22 protein-coding genes and 1 riboswitch are annotated in these 21215 nt (G+C 66.1%); of the genes, 9 read left to right on the top strand and 13 right to left on the bottom strand.

What is annotated here, in order from left to right:
* The first annotated feature begins 124 nt into the window (after positions 1-124).
* Positions 125-895 carry a lytic transglycosylase domain-containing protein gene (locus tag ASD28_RS11665; RefSeq protein WP_229412183.1) on the top strand — a complete coding sequence of 257 codons (771 nt, stop codon included), beginning with the start codon at positions 125-127 and terminating at the stop codon, positions 893-895.
* 278 nt (positions 896-1173) lie between these two features.
* Here the strand turns inward: ASD28_RS11665 and nusB are convergent, their stop codons facing one another.
* The 3 genes from nusB to ribBA are packed head-to-tail and all read right to left on the bottom strand — an operon-like array spanning position 1174 to position 3301.
* Positions 1174-1644, bottom strand: coding sequence for a transcription antitermination factor NusB (gene nusB / locus ASD28_RS11660; protein WP_056127339.1), 471 nt, complete (start codon positions 1642-1644; stop codon positions 1174-1176).
* 13 nt (positions 1645-1657) lie between these two features.
* Positions 1658-2137, bottom strand: a complete 480-nt coding sequence (ribH, locus tag ASD28_RS11655) for a 6,7-dimethyl-8-ribityllumazine synthase (RefSeq protein WP_056127338.1) — start codon at positions 2135-2137, stop codon at positions 1658-1660.
* A gap of 48 nt (positions 2138-2185) precedes the next feature.
* Entirely contained in the window at positions 2186-3301 is a 1116-nt protein-coding gene (ribBA, locus tag ASD28_RS11650) for a bifunctional 3,4-dihydroxy-2-butanone-4-phosphate synthase/GTP cyclohydrolase II (RefSeq protein WP_056127335.1), read from the bottom strand.
* 249 nt (positions 3302-3550) lie between these two features.
* On the opposite strand from ribBA, the gene ASD28_RS11645 reads away from it, so the two are divergent.
* Positions 3551-6427 (top strand): pitrilysin family protein, encoded by a 2877-nt coding sequence (locus ASD28_RS11645; RefSeq protein ID WP_056127332.1) that lies wholly within the window; start codon positions 3551-3553, stop codon positions 6425-6427.
* Here ASD28_RS11645 and ASD28_RS11640 read toward each other — a convergent pair whose 3' ends face one another.
* The 10 genes from ASD28_RS11640 to glyA form a co-directional block, all read right to left on the bottom strand.
* Positions 6428-8398, bottom strand: coding sequence for a S9 family peptidase (locus ASD28_RS11640; protein WP_056127330.1), 1971 nt, complete (start codon positions 8396-8398; stop codon positions 6428-6430). It abuts the gene before it with no gap.
* 92 nt (positions 8399-8490) lie between these two features.
* Positions 8491-9120, bottom strand: a complete 630-nt coding sequence (locus tag ASD28_RS11635; RefSeq protein ID WP_056127327.1) for a riboflavin synthase — start codon at positions 9118-9120, stop codon at positions 8491-8493.
* A gap of 31 nt (positions 9121-9151) precedes the next feature.
* Complete coding sequence (gene ribD, locus ASD28_RS11630; protein ID WP_371831776.1) at positions 9152-10270, bottom strand: bifunctional diaminohydroxyphosphoribosylaminopyrimidine deaminase/5-amino-6-(5-phosphoribosylamino)uracil reductase RibD; 1119 nt, start codon at positions 10268-10270, stop codon at positions 9152-9154.
* Positions 10271-10367: 97 nt separating this feature from the next.
* On the bottom strand, positions 10368-10955 hold the full coding sequence (locus ASD28_RS11625) for a GspH/FimT family pseudopilin (protein ID WP_056127321.1): 588 nt from the start codon (positions 10953-10955) through the stop codon (positions 10368-10370).
* Positions 10943-11467, bottom strand: a complete 525-nt coding sequence (locus ASD28_RS11620) for a type IV pilin protein (protein ID WP_267873817.1) — start codon at positions 11465-11467, stop codon at positions 10943-10945. The genes ASD28_RS11625 and ASD28_RS11620 overlap by 13 nt, the downstream gene beginning before the upstream one ends.
* Positions 11376-12131, bottom strand: coding sequence for a PilX N-terminal domain-containing pilus assembly protein (locus ASD28_RS11615; RefSeq protein ID WP_056127316.1), 756 nt, complete (start codon positions 12129-12131; stop codon positions 11376-11378). Before ASD28_RS11615 ends, ASD28_RS11620 begins: the two co-directional genes overlap by 92 nt.
* Complete coding sequence (locus ASD28_RS11610) at positions 12128-13027, bottom strand: PilW family protein (RefSeq protein WP_056127314.1); 900 nt, start codon at positions 13025-13027, stop codon at positions 12128-12130. The genes ASD28_RS11615 and ASD28_RS11610 overlap by 4 nt, the downstream gene beginning before the upstream one ends.
* The gene (pilV, locus tag ASD28_RS11605; protein WP_056127311.1) at positions 13024-13581 is read right to left on the bottom strand and encodes a type IV pilus modification protein PilV; all 558 of its coding nucleotides are present in this window, start codon (positions 13579-13581) and stop codon (positions 13024-13026) included. Before pilV ends, ASD28_RS11610 begins: the two co-directional genes overlap by 4 nt.
* 115 nt (positions 13582-13696) lie before the next feature.
* The gene (gene nrdR / locus ASD28_RS11600; RefSeq protein ID WP_056127307.1) at positions 13697-14155 is read right to left on the bottom strand and encodes a transcriptional regulator NrdR; all 459 of its coding nucleotides are present in this window, start codon (positions 14153-14155) and stop codon (positions 13697-13699) included.
* 42 nt (positions 14156-14197) lie between these two features.
* The gene (gene glyA, locus ASD28_RS11595) at positions 14198-15445 is read right to left on the bottom strand and encodes a serine hydroxymethyltransferase (protein ID WP_056127306.1); all 1248 of its coding nucleotides are present in this window, start codon (positions 15443-15445) and stop codon (positions 14198-14200) included.
* A 101-nt stretch (positions 15446-15546) separates the two neighbouring features.
* Positions 15547-15680, bottom strand: a riboswitch (ZMP/ZTP riboswitch).
* Positions 15681-15822: 142 nt separating this feature from the next.
* Here glyA and ASD28_RS11590 point away from each other — a divergent pair.
* The 7 genes from ASD28_RS11590 to pal all read left to right on the top strand — a co-directional run bounded on the left by ASD28_RS11590 (position 15823) and on the right by pal (position 21195).
* Positions 15823-16572, top strand: coding sequence for an SDR family NAD(P)-dependent oxidoreductase (locus ASD28_RS11590; RefSeq protein ID WP_056127303.1), 750 nt, complete (start codon positions 15823-15825; stop codon positions 16570-16572).
* Between the two features lie 217 nt (positions 16573-16789).
* Complete coding sequence (gene ybgC, locus ASD28_RS11585) at positions 16790-17194, top strand: tol-pal system-associated acyl-CoA thioesterase (protein WP_056127300.1); 405 nt, start codon at positions 16790-16792, stop codon at positions 17192-17194.
* Between the two features lie 27 nt (positions 17195-17221).
* Complete coding sequence (tolQ, locus tag ASD28_RS11580) at positions 17222-17905, top strand: protein TolQ (RefSeq protein WP_036237603.1); 684 nt, start codon at positions 17222-17224, stop codon at positions 17903-17905.
* A 21-nt stretch (positions 17906-17926) separates the two neighbouring features.
* Positions 17927-18355: a biopolymer transporter ExbD gene (locus tag ASD28_RS11575; RefSeq protein WP_056127297.1), complete on the top strand. Its 429-nt coding sequence runs from the start codon at positions 17927-17929 to the stop codon at positions 18353-18355.
* 10 nt (positions 18356-18365) lie between these two features.
* Positions 18366-19343 (top strand): cell envelope integrity protein TolA, encoded by a 978-nt coding sequence (tolA, locus tag ASD28_RS11570; RefSeq protein ID WP_056127294.1) that lies wholly within the window; start codon positions 18366-18368, stop codon positions 19341-19343.
* Positions 19344-19377: 34 nt separating this feature from the next.
* On the top strand, positions 19378-20643 hold the full coding sequence (gene tolB, locus ASD28_RS11565) for a Tol-Pal system beta propeller repeat protein TolB (protein WP_056127291.1): 1266 nt from the start codon (positions 19378-19380) through the stop codon (positions 20641-20643).
* A gap of 24 nt (positions 20644-20667) precedes the next feature.
* Positions 20668-21195, top strand: coding sequence for a peptidoglycan-associated lipoprotein Pal (pal, locus tag ASD28_RS11560; RefSeq protein ID WP_056127287.1), 528 nt, complete (start codon positions 20668-20670; stop codon positions 21193-21195).
* Positions 21196-21215: the final 20 nt, after the last annotated feature.

Here is a 21215-nt window from a genome sequence, read left to right as displayed (position 1 = left end):
CGCAAGGCTCGTCCAACAGATGGCCAGCCAGCCAGTCACGTGGTCTTCCGTGATCAAAGCGGCACGCGGTGTTTTGACCACCGCACAACATACCTTGACCGTTTTCGGTCTTTCCGCAGTAGCAATGATTGCCCTGCTGTACAGCCGCCCCGATTTTGCAAAACGGGTGTCGGATTTCCTGAGCCCGCAACACGCCATGCCGGCGCAGGTTGCCACCGCCAATCCTGCGGTCCAGCTCGTCGCAGCGCGCGCGGACGCCGTCGAGATCGCGAACGACGACAAGGCGGCGAACCGCCCCACCCGTCAGCAGAAGTATGTGACGGACTGGCTGTCGCGCCGCTACCGCGTGGCCGGCGACGCCGCCAACATGCTCGTCACGACCGCGTACAGCACGGCGCACGAGATCAAGCTGGATCCCCTGCTGATCCTGGCCGTGATGGCCATCGAATCGGGCCTGAATCCGTTCGCGGAAAGCCCGATGGGCGCGCAGGGCCTGATGCAGGTGATGTCCAAGGTCCACAGCGACAAGTTCGAGGAAGTCGGCGGCTCGCAGGCTGCCCTGAATCCGGTTGCCAACATCCGTGTCGGCGCCCTGATCCTGAAGGATTACGTGAAGCGCACGGGCTCCGTCGAAGGCGCCCTCAAGAGCTACGTCGGCGCCGCGGCGGCCGACGACGACTCCGGCTACGGTTCCAAGGTCCTGACCGAATACAAGCGCCTGAAACAGGTCGCGAGCGGCAAGAACGTCCCGATCTACTTCCCGCCGGCACCGGCCGCGGCCCCGAGCACGACCCTGGCCCAGAAAGCGGCCAGCGCGCCGGCCAAGCCGGACACCGCGGCGGCCGATACGGCCCACGGCAGCACCCAGACCGGCGAGACCGTCGCCGGACTCTGAGTCCTCACCCTTACACTCCTTTCCTGGTCGAAAGCCACCGTCGGCGCAAGCTGCGGTGGCTTTCATTTTTTACCTGTACCGCTCCCTGACCGTCGCCCCTGCGGCGGCAGGGGCCCAGTTTGTTCGATCTGCCGAGTGAGCAACCGATTCGACTGCCGGTCACTTCGCCTTGGGTTCCCGCCTGCGCGGAACGACGTTCCGGCGCAGCCACATAAAAAAAGCCGCCCTGGTTTCCCAGGGCGGCTTTCTCACTATATATATGTAGCGGGGGCAACGAATCAGCGTCGTGCGTCCGCGTTCACCTCGTCCGGACGCAGCTTGCCGGCCAGGCGGTCGAGCACGCCGTTCACGTACTTGTGGCCGTCGATACCGCCGAACGACTTGGCCAGTTCCACGGCTTCGTTGATCACGACGCGGTACGGGATCTCGATCTGGTTCTTCAGCTCGTACGCGCCGAGCAGCAGTACGGCGTGCTCGATCGGCGACACTTCCGCGATCGGGCGGTCGACGGTCGGCGCGATCACTTCGCGCAGCTCGACCGACTGGGCGATCGCGCCGTTCAGCAGCTCCGTGAAGTATTCGCCGTCGGCCTTGTCGAAGCCGTGCGCGGTGCGGATGTTGGTGACGACCGTGGAGGCCGGTTCATTGTTCAGCAGCCATTGATACAGCCCCTGCAGTGCGAACTCGCGCGCGCGGTGGCGCGGCGTGCGGTTCTTGTTGGGATTGGCGTGCGATGTCTTGTCAGTCATGGTTGTACTCGATTTACTCTTCTTCGGCCTGCAGTTCTTCGAGGCCCAGCAGCAGATTGGCCATCTCGACCGCAACGCGTGCCGCATCGGTGCCCTTCTCGGCCATGCGGGCTTCCGCCTGCTCGTCGTTTTCCGTCGTCAGCACGGCGTTGGCGATCGGCATGCCGTAATCCAGGCCGATGCGGGTGATGCCGGCGCCCGACTCGTTCGACACGAGCTCGAAATGGTAGGTTTCACCGCGGATGACGGCGCCCAGCGCGATCAGCGAGTCGAATTGCTGCGTCTCGGCCATCTTTTGCAGGGCCAGCGGGATTTCCAGCGCGCCCGGCACGGTCACGTGCAGGATGTCCTCGTCGGCCACGCCCAGGTGCTTCAGTTCTGCCAGGCAGGCCGACAGCAGGCCATGGCCGACATCGGCATTGAAACGTGCCTGCACGATACCGATGCGCAGGCCTTCACCTGCCAGATTGCTTTCAAAAGTTCCTACCGTCATGGCTATGCCTCTTGTTCTTTCGTTGATTAATAGTTCAATGGTACCGCGTTATGCCGAGACGTCGCATCCGGGCTTGGCCAGGTAGCCGGTGACTTCGAGGTCGAAACCGGCCATCGACGGCATCTTGCGCGGGTTGGCCAGCAGCTTCATCTTGCGCACGCCGAGCTGGCGCAGGATCTGCGCGCCGATACCGTAGGTGCGCAGGTCCAGGTTGGCCGCGCGGCCGACCGGGCGCGTCGGCTTGTCCTGGAACTGGGCGAACAATTCGTCGGCCGTTTCGGCGCAGTCGAGCAGGACGATGACGCCCGCCGCCGCCTGCTTCACGGCCTGCATCGCGGCGGCGAGATTCCACGAGTGCGACGTCGAGGCGCTGTCCAGCAGGTCGAGGATCGACACCGGCTGGTGCACGCGCACGAGCGTCTCGCGGTCTTCCTGCGGGTCGCCGTGGACGAGCGCCAGGTGCGCCGAGCCGCTCGGCTTGTCGCGGAAGGCCACCAGCTTGAACTCGCCGTGCACGGTGGCCAGCGAACGCTCCGCCACGCGCTCGACGAGCGTCTCGTTCTGGCTGCGGTAATGGATCAGGTCGGCGATGGTGCCGATCTTGAGGTTGTGCTCCTGCGCGAATTCCAGCAGGTCCGGCAGGCGTGCCATCGTGCCGTCTTCCTTGATGATCTCGCAGATGACGGACGCCGGGGTCAGGCCCGCCATTTCCGTGAGGTCGCAGCCCGCCTCCGTATGGCCGGCGCGCATCAGCACGCCGCCCTTGACGGCACGCAGCGGGAAGATGTGGCCCGGCTGGACGAGGTCTTCCGGCTTCGCATCCTTCGCCACCGCCACCTGGATGGTGCGGGCGCGGTCCGCCGCGGAGATGCCCGTCGTGACACCTTCCGCCGCCTCGATCGAGACGGTGAAGTTGGTGCCGAACGACGTGCCGTTGCGGGTCGTCATCATCGGCAGTTCGAGGCGGTCGCAAATCTCCTCGGACAGGGTCAGGCAGACGAGGCCGCGCGCATGGCGGATCATGAAATTGATCGCCTCCGGCGTGACGTGCTCGGCGGCGAGCACCAGGTCGCCCTCGTTCTCGCGGTCTTCCTCGTCGACCAAAATGACCATGCGCCCGGCGCGCAGTTCGTCAACGATTTCCTGGGTGGTGGAGATGGGCATGTGGATTCCTCGAGAGTACGGACCGGCTGGTGCGGAAATCCGCTATTTTAAAGGATTTGCCAGTCCTCGGCCGTATCCCCGTCGGGGGCCGCGCACTCTAGAGTCCCGCTACCACTGTCGCGGCATTGTTTCGTTGCATAATGACAACGACCCGCTTTGTTCGGCCTGCATTACATCATGCTCATTTACAAGTGTGGCCTAAGTCGGGCAAGGTAGAATGATTTTTTTCCGTGCCGAGGACGTCGTCGCATGCTCATCCGTATCGCCCGCATCACTTTTCTCGTCGCCGCCCTGCTCGTGCAGGGCGTGGCGCCGGGCGCATCCCTCAAGCTCGACGATCCGCTGCCGGTCGGGGCCCAGGTCAAGGTCGGCAAGCTCGACAATGGCCTGACCTACTATATCCAGCGCAACCGCATGCCCGAGCACAAGCTGGAACTGCGCCTCGTCGTCAAGGCCGGCTCCATCCTCGAGGACGAGGACCAGCAGGGCCTGGCCCACTTCACCGAGCACATGGCCTTCAACGGCTCGCGCCATTTCAAGAAGCACGAGCTCGTCTCGTACCTGCAGTCGATCGGCGTGAAGTTCGGCGCCGACCTGAACGCCTACACCTCGTTCGACGAAACCGTCTACATCCTGCCCGTGCCGTCTGACCGCAAGGACGACCTCGACAAGGCCTTCCTCGTGCTGGAAGACTGGGCCCACGGCCTCACGCTGACGGACGCCGACATCGACAAGGAACGCGACATCGTCCTCGAGGAAGCCCGCCTCGGCAAGGGCGCCGGCGACCGCATGCAGAAGGTCTTGATGCCGAAGATCTACAACGGCTCGCGCTATGCCGACCGCCTGCCGATCGGCCAGGAAGACGTCATCCGCACGTTCAAGCCGGACACGCTGCGCCGCTTCTACAAGGACTGGTATCGCCCCGACCTGATGGCGGTCGTCGCCGTGGGCGACATCGATCCCGCCCAGGCCGAGAAATTGATCCGCCGTCATTTCGCCGGCCTGAAGAATCCCGCTCACGCGCGTCCGCGCGACTACGCGAAGATCCCGGCACGCACGGACAACGAGGCGCTCGTCGTCACCGACAAGGAAGCGGGCCCGGCGTCGATCCTGATCCGCTACCCGCTGCAACCGTTCCATGAGCGCGCCACCCTGCGCGGCTACCGCGAGCAACTGGTCGAAGCGCTGTTCGCGGGCATGCTGAACCAGCGCTTGCAGGAATTGTCGGCGCTGCCCTCCCCGCCGTTCATCGGCGCGAGCAGCGCCCTGTCGCGCCTGACGCCGCGCTACCGCTCGTACAACGCGATGGCCGCGCTGGGCATGAACGGCGCCACCGTCGCCATCGACGCGCTCGTGCAGGAAAACGAGCGGGCCCGCCGCTTCGGCTTCACGGCGAGCGAACTCGAGCGCATGAAGAAGACGATGATGCGCACCTACGAGCGCGCCTGGAACGAGCGCGACAAGACGGATTCCGCCGTCCACGCCGCCGAACTGATGCGTAACTTCCTCGAAGGCGAATCGATTCCCGGCATCGATGCGGAGTACCGCTACGTCAAGGAACTGGCACCCGGGATCACGCTCGCGGAGATCAATGCCTACGCCGCCAGGACCATCCCGGCCGACTCCGGCAAGCTCGTGATCTACACGGGGTCGACCAAGACGGAAGGCGACGCCCCGATTCCCACCGGCGCGCAATTGCTGGCGGCCGTCACGAACGCGGAGAAGCGCGACGTGAAGGCGCACGACGAAAAGGCCGTCGCCGCGCACCTGATGGACCAGCCGCCCGCGCCTGGCAAGATCGTCGAGGAAAGCCGCGATGGGAGCCTCGGCCTCACGCGGCTGACGCTGTCGAACGGCGTCAAGGTGATCCTCAAGCCGACGACGTTCCGCAACGACCAGGTCCTGATGAGCGCCGCGCGGTTCGGCGGCCAGAGCCTGTTCGACGACAAGGACATGTTCAACGCCCGCTACGCCGACACGATCGTCGCCGCGATGGGCCTGAAGGATTTCTCGCCGCTGGACATGCGCAAGATTCTGGCCGGCAAGGCCGCCTCCGTGAGCGCGGGCCTGGGCAACAACACCGACGTCGTCGCGGGCACGGCGGGCGCCACCGACGTCGAGACGATGCTGCAGATGGTGTGGCTGAAGTTCGCCGGCGTGCGCCGCGACGAAGACCTGTACAAATCGTTCATCGGCAAGCAGATGGAACTGGCGCGCAACCGCCTGTCGCAGCCGGGCGCCCTGTTCGGCGACACCGTGCTGGCCACGCTCTACAACAATAATCCGCGTGCCCCGCGCGCCCTGCGTCCCGAGGACATCGGCAAGATCGACCTCGACCGCGCGATCGCCATCTACCGCCAGCGCTTTTCCAGCGCCAAGGACCTGACGTTCATCTTCGTGGGCAGTTTCGACGTCGCCGCCATCAAGCCGCTGATCGCGACCTACCTCGGCAGCCTGCCCACGCCGGACATCCCGACCGCCTTCCGCGACCTCGGCATCCGTCCCGTGACGGGCGTCGTCAAGCGCGAAATCAAGAGCGGCTCGGAAGACCGCAGCAACGTGTCGCTGACGTTCACGGGCCCGAGCGAGGTGACGGAACTGGAAGAACTGCGCCTGTCCGCGCTGACGGAAGTGATGAACATCCGCATCATCGACATCCTGCGCGAAAAGCTGGGCCTGATCTATGGCGGCGGCATGGAAGCCTCGATGACGCGCATCCCGTACAGCCACTATACGATCGGCGTCCAGTTGCCGACGGGCCCGGACAACGTCGACAAGGTGCTGGAGGCAACGTTCGCGGAGATCGATCACATGCGCAAGGATGGTCCGACGCAGGAAGACCTGGACAAGGTCAAGACGAACTGGCTGCAGACCTACCGCAAGTCGCTGCAGGAAAACGCGTACTGGCTGGCCGCCCTGCAAACGTCGCTGACGGAAGGCACCGATCCGGGCACCATCCTCACGTTCGACAAGGACATCCAGAACCTCACCGTGGACGACGTCAAGCGGGCGGCGCAGCGCTACCTGAACAAGGAGAACTACGTGCAGGTGGTGCTGAATCCGGAGGCCAAGGCCGCCGCGGCCCAGGCGCGGAATGACACCGGGAAGAAACCCGGCGAATCCTGATCACTTCAAGTATTTGTTGAACCACGCGATCTCGCGCGCCCGCAGGTCGCGCTGGTTCTCCGGCTTGCGGAACGCGTGTCCTTCGCCTTCATACACGAGCAAGGTGGTCGGCACGCCCATCGCCTTCAGGCCGTGCCAGAACTCGAACGATTGCGCCGGCGGACACTCGACGTCGCGCTCGCCCACGTAGACGAAGGTCGGCGTGCGCGCCGCCTTGATCGATTCGATCGGCGACGCGGCGCGGTAGACGGCGGGATCGTCGTACATTGTCGCGCCGAAGTACGGCACCATCCACTGGTCGATGCCGTTCTGGCCGTAGTAGCTGATCCAGTTGGCGATGCCGGCGCCGGCCACCGCGGCCTTGAAGCGCTGGCTGTGCGTGACGCCCCACATCGTCATGAAGCCGCCGTAGGAATGCCCCATCAGCCCGAGGCGGCTACCGTCGATGGGCGCGCGCGCGATGACCGCGTCGACGCCGGCCAGGATGTCGCGCCAGTCGCCGCCGCCGAAGTCGCGCCGGTTCGCGCGCGTAAACGCCGCGCCCTGGCCATAGCTGCCGCGCGGGTTCGGCATGAAGACGAAATACCCTTCCTTCACGAGGTCGCGCGCGAGCGGGTTGCCGTTGTCGCCGGCCGCCACGTAGCGCGGCGACGCGGCCGCCGCCGGGCCGCCATGCACCTGCACGATCATCGGGTAGGTGCGGCCCGCCTCGACGCTGCGCGGGCCCAGCAGCCAGCCCTGCACGTTGAACCCGTCGTTGGTCCAGCCGATGCTGCGCGCGGCGACCTGCGGCAGGAACCCGTCGTTGTCGCGGGTGATGGGCACCAGTTCCGGCAGGCGTCCGGCGACGATGCGCGGCGCGTGCTCGAAGTCTTCCGTCACCGACGCGGCCACGCGGCCGTCCGCGCTGAACACGACCCGCCCGTCGCGTCCCGCCGAGACGCCCACGGGCGCCTGCCACAGCATGCGCGCGCTGCGTGCCCCGGGATCGATCGCGGCGATGCCGGCGTCGCTGCCGGCCAGCACGGACGCGAGCAACTCCTTGCCGCGCCACGTGATGCCGTTGAACGTGCCTTTGTAATCCGGCGTGACGTCGACCGGTTCCCCGCCTTCCAGCGGCACCGTGTACACGTCGCCGCCGACGGAGCCGAAGTCGCTCATCAGGCCACCGATGAACGCGACCGTGCGCCCGTCCGGCGACACGTGGGGCATGTTCATCTGCATCTTCGGCGCCGCGATGATGCGCAGGCGGCCGCTCGCCGCATCGACGTGGCCGAGCGTTGCGATCCACCAGTTGTTGTCGCCATTGCCCCGCGCGCTCGTGACGACGAAGCCCTTGCCGTCCGGCGTCCAGTCGTATTCGTAGATAAAGGTATCGCCTGGCGACACGAGGCGGTAGTCGCCGCCTGCCGCGGGCACGATCGCGATGCGCTGCTCGTCCTCTTCCTGCGCGAGACCGATCTCGCCGACCTGGCGCACTCCCGCCTCGACGGCACCCGTGAGCTTCTTCGCGCCGACCGTCGCGAGGAAGGCGACCTGGCGGCCGTCCGGCGACCAGCGCACCGTGCCGGCAACGCCCCCGATCGTGGCCAGCGGCGTCACGCGGCCGTCGCGCACCAGCACGACGCTGGCGGTGCCGGCCCTCGGATCGGCGACGATGGCGGCCAATGTCTTCTGGTCCGGCGACCACGCGAGGGACTCCAGGCGGCATGGCGCGCAATCGGATTTCTGCCACGTCGACGCGATGCGGCCGGTGGCCGTGTCGCGCACGACGATGCGCGGCCCCGTCTTCGGTTCACCCTCCACCGCTTCCACCGCCGCGATGCGCTCGCCGCTTGCCGTCATCGCGAGCGTGCGGTAGGTGCGCATGCCGGCAGGATCGGCATGTGCCAACGCGGCCGCCGCCAGCAGCACGGTCAATGCCGCGCCGCGCGCGACGGTCTTGCCATCGAGAGAAAGGTCCCGGGTCATGTCTCGTCCTTGTTATCGTTGCGATGCCAACGTAAAGACGGACAGGCCGGCTACGCTGGCACGAAGGCCAGCAGGCAGTCTACGCCATTCGCTCAGGCCTTGGCGGCGCTGAGCATGCGCTCCACGTAGCGCGCGATGAGGTCGATCTCGAGATTGACCTTCTTGCCGGCGCGCAGGTGCTTCAGCGTCGTGACGGCGATCGTGTGCGGGATCAGGTTGATCGAGAAGCGGCAGCACTGGCTGCCGGCGGCGTCGATGTCCTCGACGCTGTTGACGGTCAGCGACACGCCGTTCACGACGACGGAACCTTTATAGGCCAGGTACTTGCCCAGGTCGCGAGGCGCGTCGACGACGAGCTTCCACGACTCGCCCACCTGCTCGAAGCTGTGCACGTCGCCGAGGCCGTCGACATGGCCCGAGACGAGGTGGCCGCCCAGGCGCTCGGCCAGGGTCAGCGCCTTTTCCAGGTTCACTTCGCCCGGCTGGTCGAGGCCCACGGTGCGATTGAGGCTCTCGCGCGAGACGTCGACCGCGAAGGCGCTGTCCGTCTTTTCGACGACGGTCATGCAGGCGCCGTTGATGGCGATCGAGTCGCCCAGCGCGACGTCGGCCAGCGGCAAGCCGCCCGCGTCGATGTCCAGGCGCACGCCGGCATCCGCGCCGTCCGCCAGCGGGGTAACCGATTTGATGCTGCCGACGGCAGCGACGATTCCGGTGAACATGATCTCTTCCTTTGTTTTGACAGTATCGGTATTACGCGTGGCGCTTCGGATCCTCGTCCCGCTTGAAACGCGCCAGGATGCGCAGGTCCGGCCCGACCTGGGCCACGCCGTGGAAATGCAGCGGCAGCTTGTCGGCGAGGTGCGCGAGCGGCGGCAGCGCGAACATCCCCTGTCCCGGGCCGACGAGGCTGGGCGCGAGGTAGACGAGCAGCTCGTCCACGCAGCCCTCGCGCACGAGCGAGGCGTTCAGCTTGGAACCGGCCTCGACGTGCAGCTCGTTGATCTCGCGCCGCCCCAGCTCGCGCATCAGCGCGGGCAGGTCGACCTTGCCGGACGCATTCGGCAACATGAGGATCTCGTGTCCCAGCGCCTGCAGCGCCGCTTCCTTCTCCGCGTCCGGCACGGCGGCCACGATCCAGCACGGCTCGCCCTGCAGGATGCATGCGTCGAGGTCGATGTCGAGGCGGCTGTCGACGATCACGCGGCGCGGCTGCAGCGGCGTGTCGATGCCGCGCACCGTCAGCTGCGGGTTGTCGACCTTGATCGTGCCGATGCCGGTCAGGATCGCGCTCGCGCGCGCGCGCCACGCGTGGCCGTCCGCGCGCGCCTGGGGGCTCGTGATCCACTGGCTCTCGCCGTTGTCCAGCGCCGTGACGCCGTCCAGGCTGGCCGCCGTCTTCAGGCGCACCCACGGCCGCCCGTGGCGCATGCGCGTGAAAAAGCCGATGTTCAATTCATGGGCCGGTTCGGCCAGCAGGCCCGCGCTGACCTCGATCCCGGCCGCTTCCAGCTGCGCGAGGCCGCGGCCGGCGACGAGCGGATTCGGATCGACCATCGCCGCCACGACGCGGCCGACGCCCGCCTGGATCAGCGCGTTCGAGCACGGCGGCGTGCGGCCGTAATGGCTGCACGGCTCCAGCGTCACGTAGGCGGTGGCGCCGCGCACGTCGTTGCCGCGCGCCTGCGCATCGCGCAGCGCCTGGATCTCGGCATGGGCCTGGCCCGCGGCCTGCGTGTGGCCCGCGCCGATGACGGTGCCGTCGCGCACGATCACGCAGCCGATGCGCGGGTTGGGCGCGGTGATGTACATGCCCTTCGCCGCCCATTCCAGGGCCAGCGCCATGCCGTCGGTATCGCTCTGTATCTGCACTCTCGTTTCCGGTCTCGCTACGTTGTGTTGCCAGGTTCGCACTGGCGGCGTCCCGCCGCTTGAAGGTTCACGCTGGCGGCGACTCGCCGCCCAATTGTCATGGCGCCGGTGCGCCGTCGCAACCCGCATCGCGCGCCGGATCGCACACGCGCGCCCGGCCCAGCATGTTGATTTTAATACGGCGGATGTGCCCGCCATGAAACAGCGACACCGTTCCCCAGCGCGCCGCCGCGCTGTTACCGTCGGCGCAACTGCGTCCCGCGCCATTGTAGGCGATATAGTACGGCCGTGCGACATTCGTGAAAGCGAAGTCGATGGCAATGCCCGGCGCCAGCGGCACGTGCTCCGCGATCAGCTCGCCCTCCCCCGGCTGGCCGCCACCGTCGCGGTCTCGGTCGGGGTCACTGAGCACTTGCCAGCCCTGGCGCCAGTCGGCCCCGAGCGGATCGCGCGGCACCACCTTGACGTGCCGCCCGCGCGCGAGCGCCTGCGCCCGCGCGAGGTCGATGGCCGCGAACAGGTCGCCGGTGGCGGCCTTCAGCTGCTGCGTCCGCACGAGGTCGCGCAGGTCGGGCACGGCGATGGCCAGCACGATCGCGGACACGGCGAGGACGATGCACAGTTCGGGCAGCGTCACCCCGGCCGGCCGCCGGGCGCGCCTGGGAATGGATGTCACGGCCAACATCGCGCCTCCGGGTGTTCCGCGCCCTGGTGCCCGGTACTGTCGAGCGTCAGCGCGCCGCAATCGGGATCGCGGAAGCGCATGTCGACGCGGGCCGTGCCGGGACGGGCGCGGATCTCGACGCAGTCCCCGATCTCGCGGCCGGGACAGGCATGCGCGTCGAGCTCGTAGGCGCTGGCGGACGCGCTGGAGCCGGACCACCACGCGAAGCCGTCCGCGCCGGGCTCGCTCGCCGAGAACTCGACATACGTCTGATGCTGGAGGCGGTAGCGCTCCTGGCGCTGCATGGCGTCGACCAGCGCCACCTGGCCCTCGACGCGCCTGACGCGCACGGTGTAGCCGGCGTAGGACGGATACGCGAGCGCGCCGAGGATGCAGAGGATGGTCAGGACGATCATCAATTCGACGAGCGTGAATCCCGCGTCATGGCCGGGTACGGGCGTGCAGCTCGTCCCAGTTCGCGATCTCGCGCCAGCCGATACGGCCTGCCGGAAGCCGGCGTTCCGGCGGCCGATCGCCGTCGCCGCCGCAGCGTGCGTCCTCGTTGCCATTGTCATGTCCTTCATCATCGTCGTTTCCATGTCCGTGATCGCCTCCGGCGCCGCTCGCCGGCGGCGGCAGCCGGACCAGCGACTGCAATACGACCCGCGTCGACGTGCGCATCCCGAAGCCGATGGCCGTGACGCGATAAAAGCTGCCCTGTTGCGCCGCCGCCCCCGCCGGCGCGATCCTTTCGATGACGTAGGCCGGCAGCCGCGCGGTCAAGCCCCCACGGCCGACCGCCAGCACGGCGCCCGTGAACCGGCCATAGGGCACGAGCGCCGGGTTGCCGGCGTCCGCCAGGTCGAGCACCTGCCACGCGGGCGGCGACCGCTCGCGGCACAGCCCGACGTCATCCGCACCGCGGCCGCAGTCCTCCGCGAACGCGTCGCCGCCCACCGGACCGAAGTGCGCGGTGCGCTCCGCGGGCACGCCCGCCGCGCCGGCGACGTCGTGCTCGGCGTCGCGCAGGGCCGCCTCGGCCGCCGCCTGCGCCACGTCGCGGTCGCGCTCGTTGCGCGCGGACGCCAGCAGGACGAACGCCCCGCGCGCGACGGCCACGCCGATCACCATCGTCGCCAGCATCAAGGTCAGCGCGCAGACGAGGGCCAGTCCGCGTTCGCGTGCGAACGTCCTCATGATGGCGGCGCCGGCACCGCGGCCGTGAACGTGAACAGCCGCCGCTCGCGCCGGCGCAGGTCCGGCGTCATACGCGCTTCGTCGAGCGAGCTGCCGGGGTCGTCAAAGCCCGCCGCGGACGCATATCCGGCACCCAGCAGGTCGTAGCGCGCGCTACCGGGTTCGCCACGCGTGGGACGGCTGCCGTGCAGCAGCAGGCCCACGCGTACGCCGACGACGCGTTTCCAGTGCGTCCGCCGGTTGAACTCCGCCGGAGGCAGGGCGGCGAAGCCGGCATCGAGCGCGTCGATCCCCGTCGCGTTCACATAGAGGTTGGGCGTGCCGTCCGGCGGGTCGTCCGTATCGACGCCGTACAGCACCTGGAAGCCGTCCACGCCGCCGACCACCGCGTCCGCGCTCCAGTGCGCGGCGCCGCGGTATTTGCAGTGCAGCTCGGCCTCGCCTTCACGGTTGCGCGCCACGTAGAAGATGCTCCAGCCCTCCTCGCCCGCCGCGACCGGGAAGCCGGCGCAATCGACGGCGCTGGCGTCGCCGGGAAAGCGGACGGCCAGCACGTCGCTGCCGTTGATGGCGGCCGGCAGCGGATCGTCGATGGCGGCCGCGGCACGGGACAAGGTGCGTGCATCCAGTCCCGCGAGGCGTGCCGGGGCATTGTCCGCGGCGGGGTCGGCCAGCATGTCGGGATCGGCGGCGCCGGCCTGGCGTATGGCGCGGCCGATGAGGTCGATGGCGAAGCGTCCGCCGTCCTCCACGCCGCCCGACTCGGCCTGGGCCGCGTATGCGCCGTTCGCGAGCACGAGCAGGCGTCCGGCCATCAGCACGATGCCGAGGCCGATCGTCAGCGCCACCATCAGTTCGACCAGCGTCAGGCCACGCTGATGGATCCACGCGTTCATGGCGCCGCTCCCGCCAGCGGCATCATCAGCTTTGGGGCACCGGTCTCGCTGTCGCCTTGCGCGCGCCAGCCGAGCTTGACGACAACGGGCGCGCCGTCTTCCCCGTCGCAGGTCCAGGGCAGTACGCCGGCGGCATCGGGCCGGCCCGCATCGCGGCACACGCGGATGCGTCCCCCGGGGAAACCGGCCGCCACGGTCTCGGCCACTTCGAACACGTCGAAGCGCGCCAGGTCGTCCGCGTCGCAATCCGTGTCCGCATAGCACAGCGCCGGTGCGGCCGGCGCACCACCGGCGTTGGCGTCATAATCGAGGTGGAGATAGGGGTTGTCGGACTGCGCCAGCGCACCGGGATTGGTGCGCATGCGCTCGGCCAGCGAGCGCGCCAGGCGGGTGCCGTCGGACAGGCGGGCCGCGTCGCGCGCAGAGCGCACGGCCAGCGTCTGCAGCGCGGCCGCGCCGGCGATGCCGAGCGCGACGACGAACAGGGCGACGAGCACTTCGACCAGTGTAAAGCCCGCGCGCACGCTCAGTGGCGAACCCGACAGCGACCGCATCGACGACCTCCAGCATTGCGTTGAACAGAGCTGAAAAGGTAACAGTCGAGCTCCGGCAAGCCGTGTGACGACTCAAGCGTGAGGAGGGAACTAAAAACCGGGAAAAGTGACGCGCTTATTTGCGCGGCTGGCCCACTTCGGCGATGGCTTCCTGGAACTCGGCCAGGTCTTCGAAGTTCTTGTAGACGGAGGCGAAGCGGATGTAGGCGATCTTGTCGAGACGCTTGAGTTCCTGCATCACCAGCTCGCCGACATGGCCCGTGTCGACCTCGCGCCGGCCGCTGGTAAGAAGTTTTTCTTCGATGGAGGCGACGGCGCGGTCGATGGCTTCGGCCGCCACGGGACGCTTGCGCAGCGCGAGCATCAGGCTGCCGCGCAGCTTGGAGGATTCGTATTCGGTACGGCTGCCGTTCTTCTTGACGATGAACGGCATCGAGAGCTCGATCCGTTCGTACGTGGTGAACCGCTTGTCGCACGCGACGCAGCGGCGCCGGCGGCGGATGGCGTCACCTTCCTCGGATACGCGGGTATCGAGGACCTGGGTGTCTTCATGCTGACAGAACGGACATTTCATGGGGCTCGTAGAGGGCGCCGCAAGGGCGCCCTCCCTATCGCTTTACGCTTCGTAGACCGGGTACTTGTCGGTCAGTTGCTTGACTTCCGCCTTGACGCGCTCGATGGTCGCGGCGTCGTGCGGGTTGTCCAGCACGTCGGCGATCAGGTGGCCGACCTTGACGGCGTCTTCTTCCTTGAAGCCGCGGGTCGTGAAGGCCGGGCTGCCCAGGCGGATGCCCGACGTCACGAACGGCTTCTGCGGGTCGTTCGGGATGCCGTTCTTGTTGCAGGTCATGTGCGCCTGGCCCAGGATGGCTTCCGCTTCCTTGCCGGTCAGGCCTTTCGCACGCAGGTCGACGAGCATCACGTGCGACTCGGTACGGCCCGAGACGATGCGCAGGCCGCGCGAGATCAGCGTCTCGGCCAGTGCCTTGGCGTTCTTGACGACCTGCTGCTGGTAGGCCTTGAATTCCGGCGACAGCGCTTCCTTGAAGGCGACCGCTTTACCGGCGATCACGTGCATCAGCGGACCACCCTGGATGCCCGGGAAGATCGCGGAGTTGATGGCCTTCTCGTGCTCGGCCTTCATCAGGATGATGCCGCCGCGCGGGCCGCGCAGCGACTTGTGCGTCGTCGACGTGACGAAGTCGGCGTGCGGGACCGGGTTCGGGTATTCGCCGGCGGCGATCAGGCCGGCGTAGTGGGCCATGTCGACCATGAAGTAGGCGCCGACTTCCTTCGCCACGCGGGCGAAGCGCTCGAAGTCGATGCGCAGGGCGAAGGCGGAGGCGCCGGCGATGATCAGCTTCGGCTTGTGCTCGCGCGCCAGACGTTCCATCTGCTCGTAGTCGATGTCTTCCTGCTCGGTCAGGCCGTAGGAGATGACGTTGAACCACTTGCCCGACATGTTCAGCGCCATGCCGTGGGTCAGGTGGCCGCCTTCGGCCAGCGACATGCCCATGATGGTGTCGCCCGGCTTCAGCATCGCGAAGAACACGCCCTGGTTCGCCTGCGAACCCGAGTTCGGCTGGACGTTCGCGGCTTCGGCGCCGAACAGTTCCTTCACGCGGTCGATCGCCAGCTGCTCGGCGACGTCGACGTATTCGCAGCCGCCGTAGTAGCGCTTGCCCGGATAGCCTTCGGCGTACTTGTTGGTCAGTTGCGAGCCCTGGGCCTGCATCACGGCCGGCGACGTGTAGTTCTCGGATGCGATCAGCTCGATGTGGTCCTGCTGGCGCTTGTTTTCCTTCTGGATGGCATCAAACAGTTCCGGGTCAACCTTGGCGAGCGTGTGATCTTTTGCAAACATGAAAAAACTCCAATCGATAAGAGAACCAGGCAACGGTCAGCGCTGAACAGGCGGGAGCCGAAACACATGCGGGGCAGCCGCGATACCAACGCGTACCAGTCGGTGGCTGCCCAGGCGAACGGCAAGTTTGGAATCTCACGTTCCCCGGTGGGTGCCCACCTTCGCCACGCGCCGGCAGGCCGATCGCTCCTGATCGGACGGCAGCGCACGGTTTTCGCCAGTCACGTGAGATGTAAATGGAACCTCAGATTGTACGGGATTGTGCGGCTGCCAGGCAAGGAAACCGATGCCGACCTGTCAACCCGGCCTCGGGCGCTGCCCCGCGTGGTCATTTCAGCTACAATCTCACGGTTACAACCTGCCAGGCAAAAACCAAAATGATCGTTTTCATCACCGGCGCATCGGCCGGATTCGGCGCCGCCATGGCGCGCACTTTCGTCAAGAACGGCCACCAGGTAGTGCTGGCGGCGCGTCGCAAGGACCGTCTGGATGCGTTGGCCAAGGAACTGGGCGAATCCGCCCTGCCGATCGCGATGGACGTCACCGACAAGAATTCGATCGAGGAAGCGCTGTCGATGCTGCCGCAATCCTGGCGCCAGATCGACGTCCTGATCAACAATGCCGGCCTGGCCCTGAACACGAAGCCGGCGTACGAGGTGCCGCTGGAAGACTGGGAAACAATGATCGCCACGAACATCAAGGGCCTCGTCACGATGACGCACGCCCTGCTGCCCGCGATGGTCGAGCGCGGCAATGGCCTGGTCATCAACATCGGCTCCGTGGCCGGCCGCACCCCCTATCCGGGCGGGAACGTGTACGGCGCCACCAAGGCGTTCGTCGAGCAGTTCACGCTGAACCTGCGCGCCGACCTCGCCGGCACCGGCGTGCGCGCGACGAACATCGCGCCGGGCCTGTGCGGCGGTACCGAGTTCTCGAACGTGCGCCTGCGCGACGACGCGGCCGCGGCCAAGGTCTACGAAGGCACGCAGCCGCTGACAGCCGAAGACATCGCCGAGACCGCCTACTGGATCGCCTCCCTGCCGCCGCACGTCAACATCAACCAGATCGAGATGATGCCGACCTGCCAGGGCTACGGTCCGCTCAACATCAAGCGCAACCTGGGCTGAGGCGTCAAGCACAAAAATCGGCCGACCGGCGAACGAATTGTTTTCGCTTTGTAACAGCGGCGCCGGCCAAAATGAAAAAGTGCTACAGTTGCTGGCTTGGCATGAGCCTCTCACATTCTCACGCCGGCCACTCATACCCAAGTATATGTACCCTGGCGCACGTATAACGGGTATAAATGGCGTAAAATGTTTCCCATTTTCATTTATGGCAGCTGAAATGCCTTCAGTTTTCACCTGGACAGTTCGCGTCTATTACGAGGATACGGACGCCGGCGGCATCGTGTACTACGCCAATTACCTGAAGTTCTTCGAACGTGCGCGCACCGAATGGCTGCGTTCGCTCGGCATCGATCAGCAAACCCTGCGCGACGAGGACGGCGCGCTGTTCGTCGTGCGCAATGCCAGCGTCGACTACGTCGCGTCCGCGCGCCTGGACGATGAAGTGAAACTGACCCTGAACGTGGAAAAGCTCGGCCGCGCGTCCGTCGAGTTCGACCAGCAAGCCTGGCGCGGCGATACGCTGCTCGCCAGCGCCGATGTCCGGGTCGGCTGCATCGATGCCGTCACGATGCGTCCACGTTCCCTCCCCGACCTTGCCGCTGCTAAAATGCGTGCCGCCTGATCATCCATTTGACCAAATATATATCCAATGAACGCAGTCCAAGACCTCTCATTCATTGAACTGATCCGCCATGCCCACGTGCTGGTACAGTTGCTGATGGCCCTGCTGTTCGCGATTTCCCTGATGAGCTGGACATATATTTTCCGCAAGCTGTTCGCGATCCGCGCGGCACGCCGCCAGACGGAACAGTTCGAGCGCAGCTTCTGGGCCGGCGGCAACCTGCACACCCTGCACCAGAGCGCCAGCAGCCAGCGCGACCAGAGCGGTCCGCTGGCCCGCATCTTCGAAGCGGGCATGGGCGAGTTCATCAAGGGCAAGCAGGCGTCGCGCGACGCGCTCGACATGGGCGCGGTGCTGGACGGCGCCCGCCGTGCGATGCGCGCCGCGTTCCACCGCGAACTGGACCAGATGGACACGCACCTGAACTTCCTGGCGTCGGTCGGTTCGGTCTCGCCGTACATCGGCCTGCTCGGTACCGTGTGGGGCATCATGAACGCGTTCCGCGGCCTCGCGAACGTGCAGCAGGCCACGCTGGCCACGGTTGCACCGGGCATCGCCGAAGCGCTGATCGCGACCGCCATCGGCCTGTTCGCGGCCATTCCAGCCGTGGTCGCGTACAACCGCTTCACCCACGACATCGACCGCCTCGCGATCCGCTTCGAAAGCTTCGTCGAGGAATTCTCGAACATCCTGCAGCGCCAGTCGCGCTGATCGCCGTCACGAGGAACCGACATGGCCTTCAACAGCAGCCTGCGGGGCAGCCGTCGCAAGCTCAAGTCCGAGATCAACGTCGTGCCGTACATCGACGTGATGCTGGTGCTGCTCATCATCTTCATGGCGGTGCCGCCGACGCAGAACCCCAGCGAGATCAAGCTGCCCAGCGCCGAGCGCTCGACGCAGCCGCCGGACGACTACATCCAGATCGCGATCAAGGAGAATGCCCAGCTGCAGATCGGCATCACGGGCAAGAATCCGCAGCCGCTGGAAGACGTATCGAGCCGTTCGACGCTCGTCACGCGCCTGCGCGACCTGCACGCCGAGCATCCGGATTATCCGGTCTTGATAGCTGGCGACCGCGACAGCAAATACGATGACGTCATCCAGCTGATTTCGGAAGCCAAGAAGATGGGTATCAACCGCGTCGGCCTGGCCACGAAGTGAAGACGAACTGATGTCAGCAACGAAGCAGACCAACATCGGCAACGGCGCGCCTTACAGCGTGCCGCCTGAACCGAACCGCTGGCCGGCCATCGGCCTGGCGGTGGGCGTGCACGCCATGTTGCTGGCGTTCCTGTGGATCGGCGTGAGCTGGCAGAACAATGCGCCCGTCGCCGTCGAGGCGGAAATCTGGGACGTGACGACGCAGACCGCCGCGCCGCCGCCCGCGCCTGCCCCGGCGCCCGAGCCGGAACCCGAACCCGAGACCCCGCCGCCGCAACCCGCGCCGAAAGCCGTGGAGCCGCCGCCCGTCGTCGAAAAACCGCAGCCGAAGGCGCCGGACATCGCCCTCGAGCGCGAAAAGAAACGCAAGGAAGAATTGAAGCGCAAGCAGATCGAGGAAGAGCGCGAACGCAAGCTTGAGGAACAGAAGCGCGCGGAAGAAAAGAAAGCGAAGGCGCTCGCCGAGAAGAAGGAACGCGAACTCGAAGAGAAGAAAGCCAAGGCCGACGCGGAAAAGAAAGAAGCCGAGCAGAAGAAAAAAGAAGAAGCGGAAAAGAAAAAGAAAGAGGAAGCCGAGAAGAAGAAAAAGGCAGCCGCCGAACAGAAGAAACTGGAAGCCGCCCGCGCCGAGGAAATGCGCCGCATCACGGGCGCGGCCGGCAATCCGACCAGCACCGGCACGGCCGAGAAATCGACGGCGCCGCGCATCGACAAGGGCTATACCGCGGCCATCACGGCCAAGGTGAAGGGCAATACGTCGTATGCGGGCAGCCTCGACGAACCGGGCAATCCGACGGCGACGTTCCGCGTCGAGCAGTTACCGACCGGCGAGATCATTTCGGTCAGAAAGATCAAGAGCAGCGGTGTGCCGTCATTCGACGATGCCGTCGAAAAAGGCATCACCAAATCGTCCCCACTGCCCAAGAAGAAAGATGGTACGGTAGAGCGTTCCCTCGTGATCGAGTTCCATATGAAGGATCTGCAGTGATCGCGTTCCGACCTTAACCATTGCTGAGAGAAACATGAAGAAACTACATACCCTGCTGTTTTCGGCCACCCTCCTGATGGGCGTGGCTGCACATGCCCAGCTGAAAGTCGAAATCGCCGGCGTGGGCAGCAACCAGATCCCGGTCGCAGTCGCGGCATTCGCCGACGAATCGGTGGCCCCCGAACAGGTGTCCGCCATCATCCGCGCCGACCTCGAACGCAGCGGCGTGTTCAAGGTCATCGACGCGCGCCAGGCCATTTCCGACACCGCCAACATCGACCTGGCCGCCTTCAAGGCCAGCGGTGCCGACGCGCTCGTCGTGGGTTCCGTGCAGCGTCTCGCGGACGGCCGCTTCCAGGTGCGTTATAAACTGCTCGACACCGTCAAGCAGTCGCAGCTGTCGCAACTGTCCGATGCCGTCACGGCGCGCAATACGCGCCTGGAAGGCCACCGCATCGCCGACGACGTCTACGAAAAACTGACCGGCGTGCGCGGCATCTTCTCGACCCGCATCACGTACGTGAAGCAGGACCCGGCCGCGCGCGACTACAAGCTCGTCGTGGCCGACGCGGACGGCGAAGGCGAACAGGTCGCCGCGCACGGCCGCGAGCCGATCATCTCGCCGTCGTGGTCGCCGGACGGCACGAAGGTCGCGTACGTCTCGTTCGAACTGCGCAAGCCCGTGATCTACGTGCAGAACCTGGTGACGGGCCAGCGTACCGTGGTCGCCAACGAGAAGGGCAACAACTCCGCACCGGCCTGGTCGCCGGACGGCACGAAGCTGGCTCTCGCCCTGTCGAAGACCGGCAATACGCAAATCTGGATCGTGAACGCGGACGGCAGCGGCCTGCGCCGCGTATCGAATAGCAACGGCATCGACACCGAGCCGCAGTTCTCGCACGACGGCCAGTCGATTTACTTCACCAGCGACCGCAGCGGCGGTCCGCAAATTTACAAGATGAGCGTGAGCGGCGGGCAGGCAACCCGCGTCACGTTCAACGGCAACTACAATATCAGCCCTCGTGTATCCCCGGACGGCAAGACGCTGGCGTGGATTTCGCAACGCGATGGGGGTTTTTCCCTGTATGCGATGGACCTGGCTTCCGGTCAGGAACAACGCTTGGCCGATGGGGCCACCGAACCGAGTTTTTCGCCGAACGGCAAATACATCATGTATGCGACGAAGGGTGGCGGGCGTACCGCATTGGCCGTTGTGTCGGTCGACGGACGCGTCAAGCAGCGCCTGAGCACCCAAGCGGGAAACATTCGGGAGCCCAGCTGGGGCCCGTTTATGAAGTAAAAACTTTTGACCAGGAGAAAAACCATGCGTAATGTAAAAAGTGTAGCGTTCATCGTGGCTGCTGCCGCCCTGCTGTCGGCATGCTCGTCGACCAAGCTGCAGGAAGCCCCGAAAGTCGAAGAAAAGCCGGTCGCCCAGGCAACCCCGCCGGCTGAACCGGCACGTGAAATCAAGCCGGTCGAAACCGGCAGCGTCGATCCGCTGAACGACCCGAAAGGCGTTCTGGCGAACCGCAGCGTGTACTTCGACTTCGACAGCTACGTTGTCCGTGACGACGGCAAGCCGGTCGTCGAGAACCACTCGGCTTACCTGACCAAGAACCAGCAGCGCAAGGTCCTGATCCAGGGCAACACCGACGAGCGCGGCGGCACTGAATACAACCTGGCCCTGGGCCAGAAGCGCGCCGAAGCCGTGCGCAAGTCGATGGCTGCCCTGGGCGTGTCGGACAGCCAGATGGAAGCTGTTTCGCTGGGCAAGGAAAAGCCGAAGGCCACCGGCCACGACGAAGCTGCCTGGGCTGAAAACCGCCGCGCGGACATCGTCTACCAATAATCGGGACGCTGTCTTGCCTG

It is taken from the genome of Massilia sp. Root133, assembly GCF_001426525.1.
GTDB lineage: Bacteria > Pseudomonadota > Gammaproteobacteria > Burkholderiales > Burkholderiaceae_D > Telluria > Telluria orientalis.
The sequence above is the reverse complement of the archived record's forward strand: the minus strand, read 5'-3'. Positions and strand labels throughout refer to the sequence as shown.

Excerpts from the sequence above, each read along its gene's own strand:
- ASD28_RS11645 (WP_056127332.1), top strand. The coding sequence starts at position 3,551 with ATGCTCATCCGTATCGCCCGCATCACTTTTCTCGTCGCCGCCCTGCTC.
- ASD28_RS11640 (WP_056127330.1), bottom strand. The coding sequence starts at position 8,398 with ATGACCCGGGACCTTTCTCTCGATGGCAAGACCGTCGCGCGCGGCGCG.
- ybgC (WP_056127300.1), top strand. The coding sequence starts at position 16,790 with ATGCCTTCAGTTTTCACCTGGACAGTTCGCGTCTATTACGAGGATACG.
- ASD28_RS11590 (WP_056127303.1), top strand. The coding sequence starts at position 15,823 with ATGATCGTTTTCATCACCGGCGCATCGGCCGGATTCGGCGCCGCCATG.
- ASD28_RS11625 (WP_056127321.1), bottom strand. The coding sequence starts at position 10,955 with ATGTTGGCCGTGACATCCATTCCCAGGCGCGCCCGGCGGCCGGCCGGG.
- nusB (WP_056127339.1), bottom strand. The coding sequence starts at position 1,644 with ATGACTGACAAGACATCGCACGCCAATCCCAACAAGAACCGCACGCCG.
- nrdR (WP_056127307.1), bottom strand. The coding sequence starts at position 14,155 with ATGAAATGTCCGTTCTGTCAGCATGAAGACACCCAGGTCCTCGATACC.
- ribBA (WP_056127335.1), bottom strand. The coding sequence starts at position 3,301 with ATGCCCATCTCCACCACCCAGGAAATCGTTGACGAACTGCGCGCCGGG.
- ASD28_RS11610 (WP_056127314.1), bottom strand. The coding sequence starts at position 13,027 with ATGAACGCGTGGATCCATCAGCGTGGCCTGACGCTGGTCGAACTGATG.
- pilV (WP_056127311.1), bottom strand. The coding sequence starts at position 13,581 with ATGCGGTCGCTGTCGGGTTCGCCACTGAGCGTGCGCGCGGGCTTTACA.
- pal (WP_056127287.1), top strand. The coding sequence starts at position 20,668 with ATGCGTAATGTAAAAAGTGTAGCGTTCATCGTGGCTGCTGCCGCCCTG.
- ASD28_RS11575 (WP_056127297.1), top strand. The coding sequence starts at position 17,927 with ATGGCCTTCAACAGCAGCCTGCGGGGCAGCCGTCGCAAGCTCAAGTCC.
- glyA (WP_056127306.1), bottom strand. The coding sequence starts at position 15,445 with ATGTTTGCAAAAGATCACACGCTCGCCAAGGTTGACCCGGAACTGTTT.
- tolA (WP_056127294.1), top strand. The coding sequence starts at position 18,366 with ATGTCAGCAACGAAGCAGACCAACATCGGCAACGGCGCGCCTTACAGC.
- ASD28_RS11615 (WP_056127316.1), bottom strand. The coding sequence starts at position 12,131 with ATGAGGACGTTCGCACGCGAACGCGGACTGGCCCTCGTCTGCGCGCTG.
- tolB (WP_056127291.1), top strand. The coding sequence starts at position 19,378 with ATGAAGAAACTACATACCCTGCTGTTTTCGGCCACCCTCCTGATGGGC.
- ASD28_RS11665 (WP_229412183.1), top strand. The coding sequence starts at position 125 with ATGATTGCCCTGCTGTACAGCCGCCCCGATTTTGCAAAACGGGTGTCG.
- tolQ (WP_036237603.1), top strand. The coding sequence starts at position 17,222 with ATGAACGCAGTCCAAGACCTCTCATTCATTGAACTGATCCGCCATGCC.
- ASD28_RS11635 (WP_056127327.1), bottom strand. The coding sequence starts at position 9,120 with ATGTTCACCGGAATCGTCGCTGCCGTCGGCAGCATCAAATCGGTTACC.
- ribH (WP_056127338.1), bottom strand. The coding sequence starts at position 2,137 with ATGACGGTAGGAACTTTTGAAAGCAATCTGGCAGGTGAAGGCCTGCGC.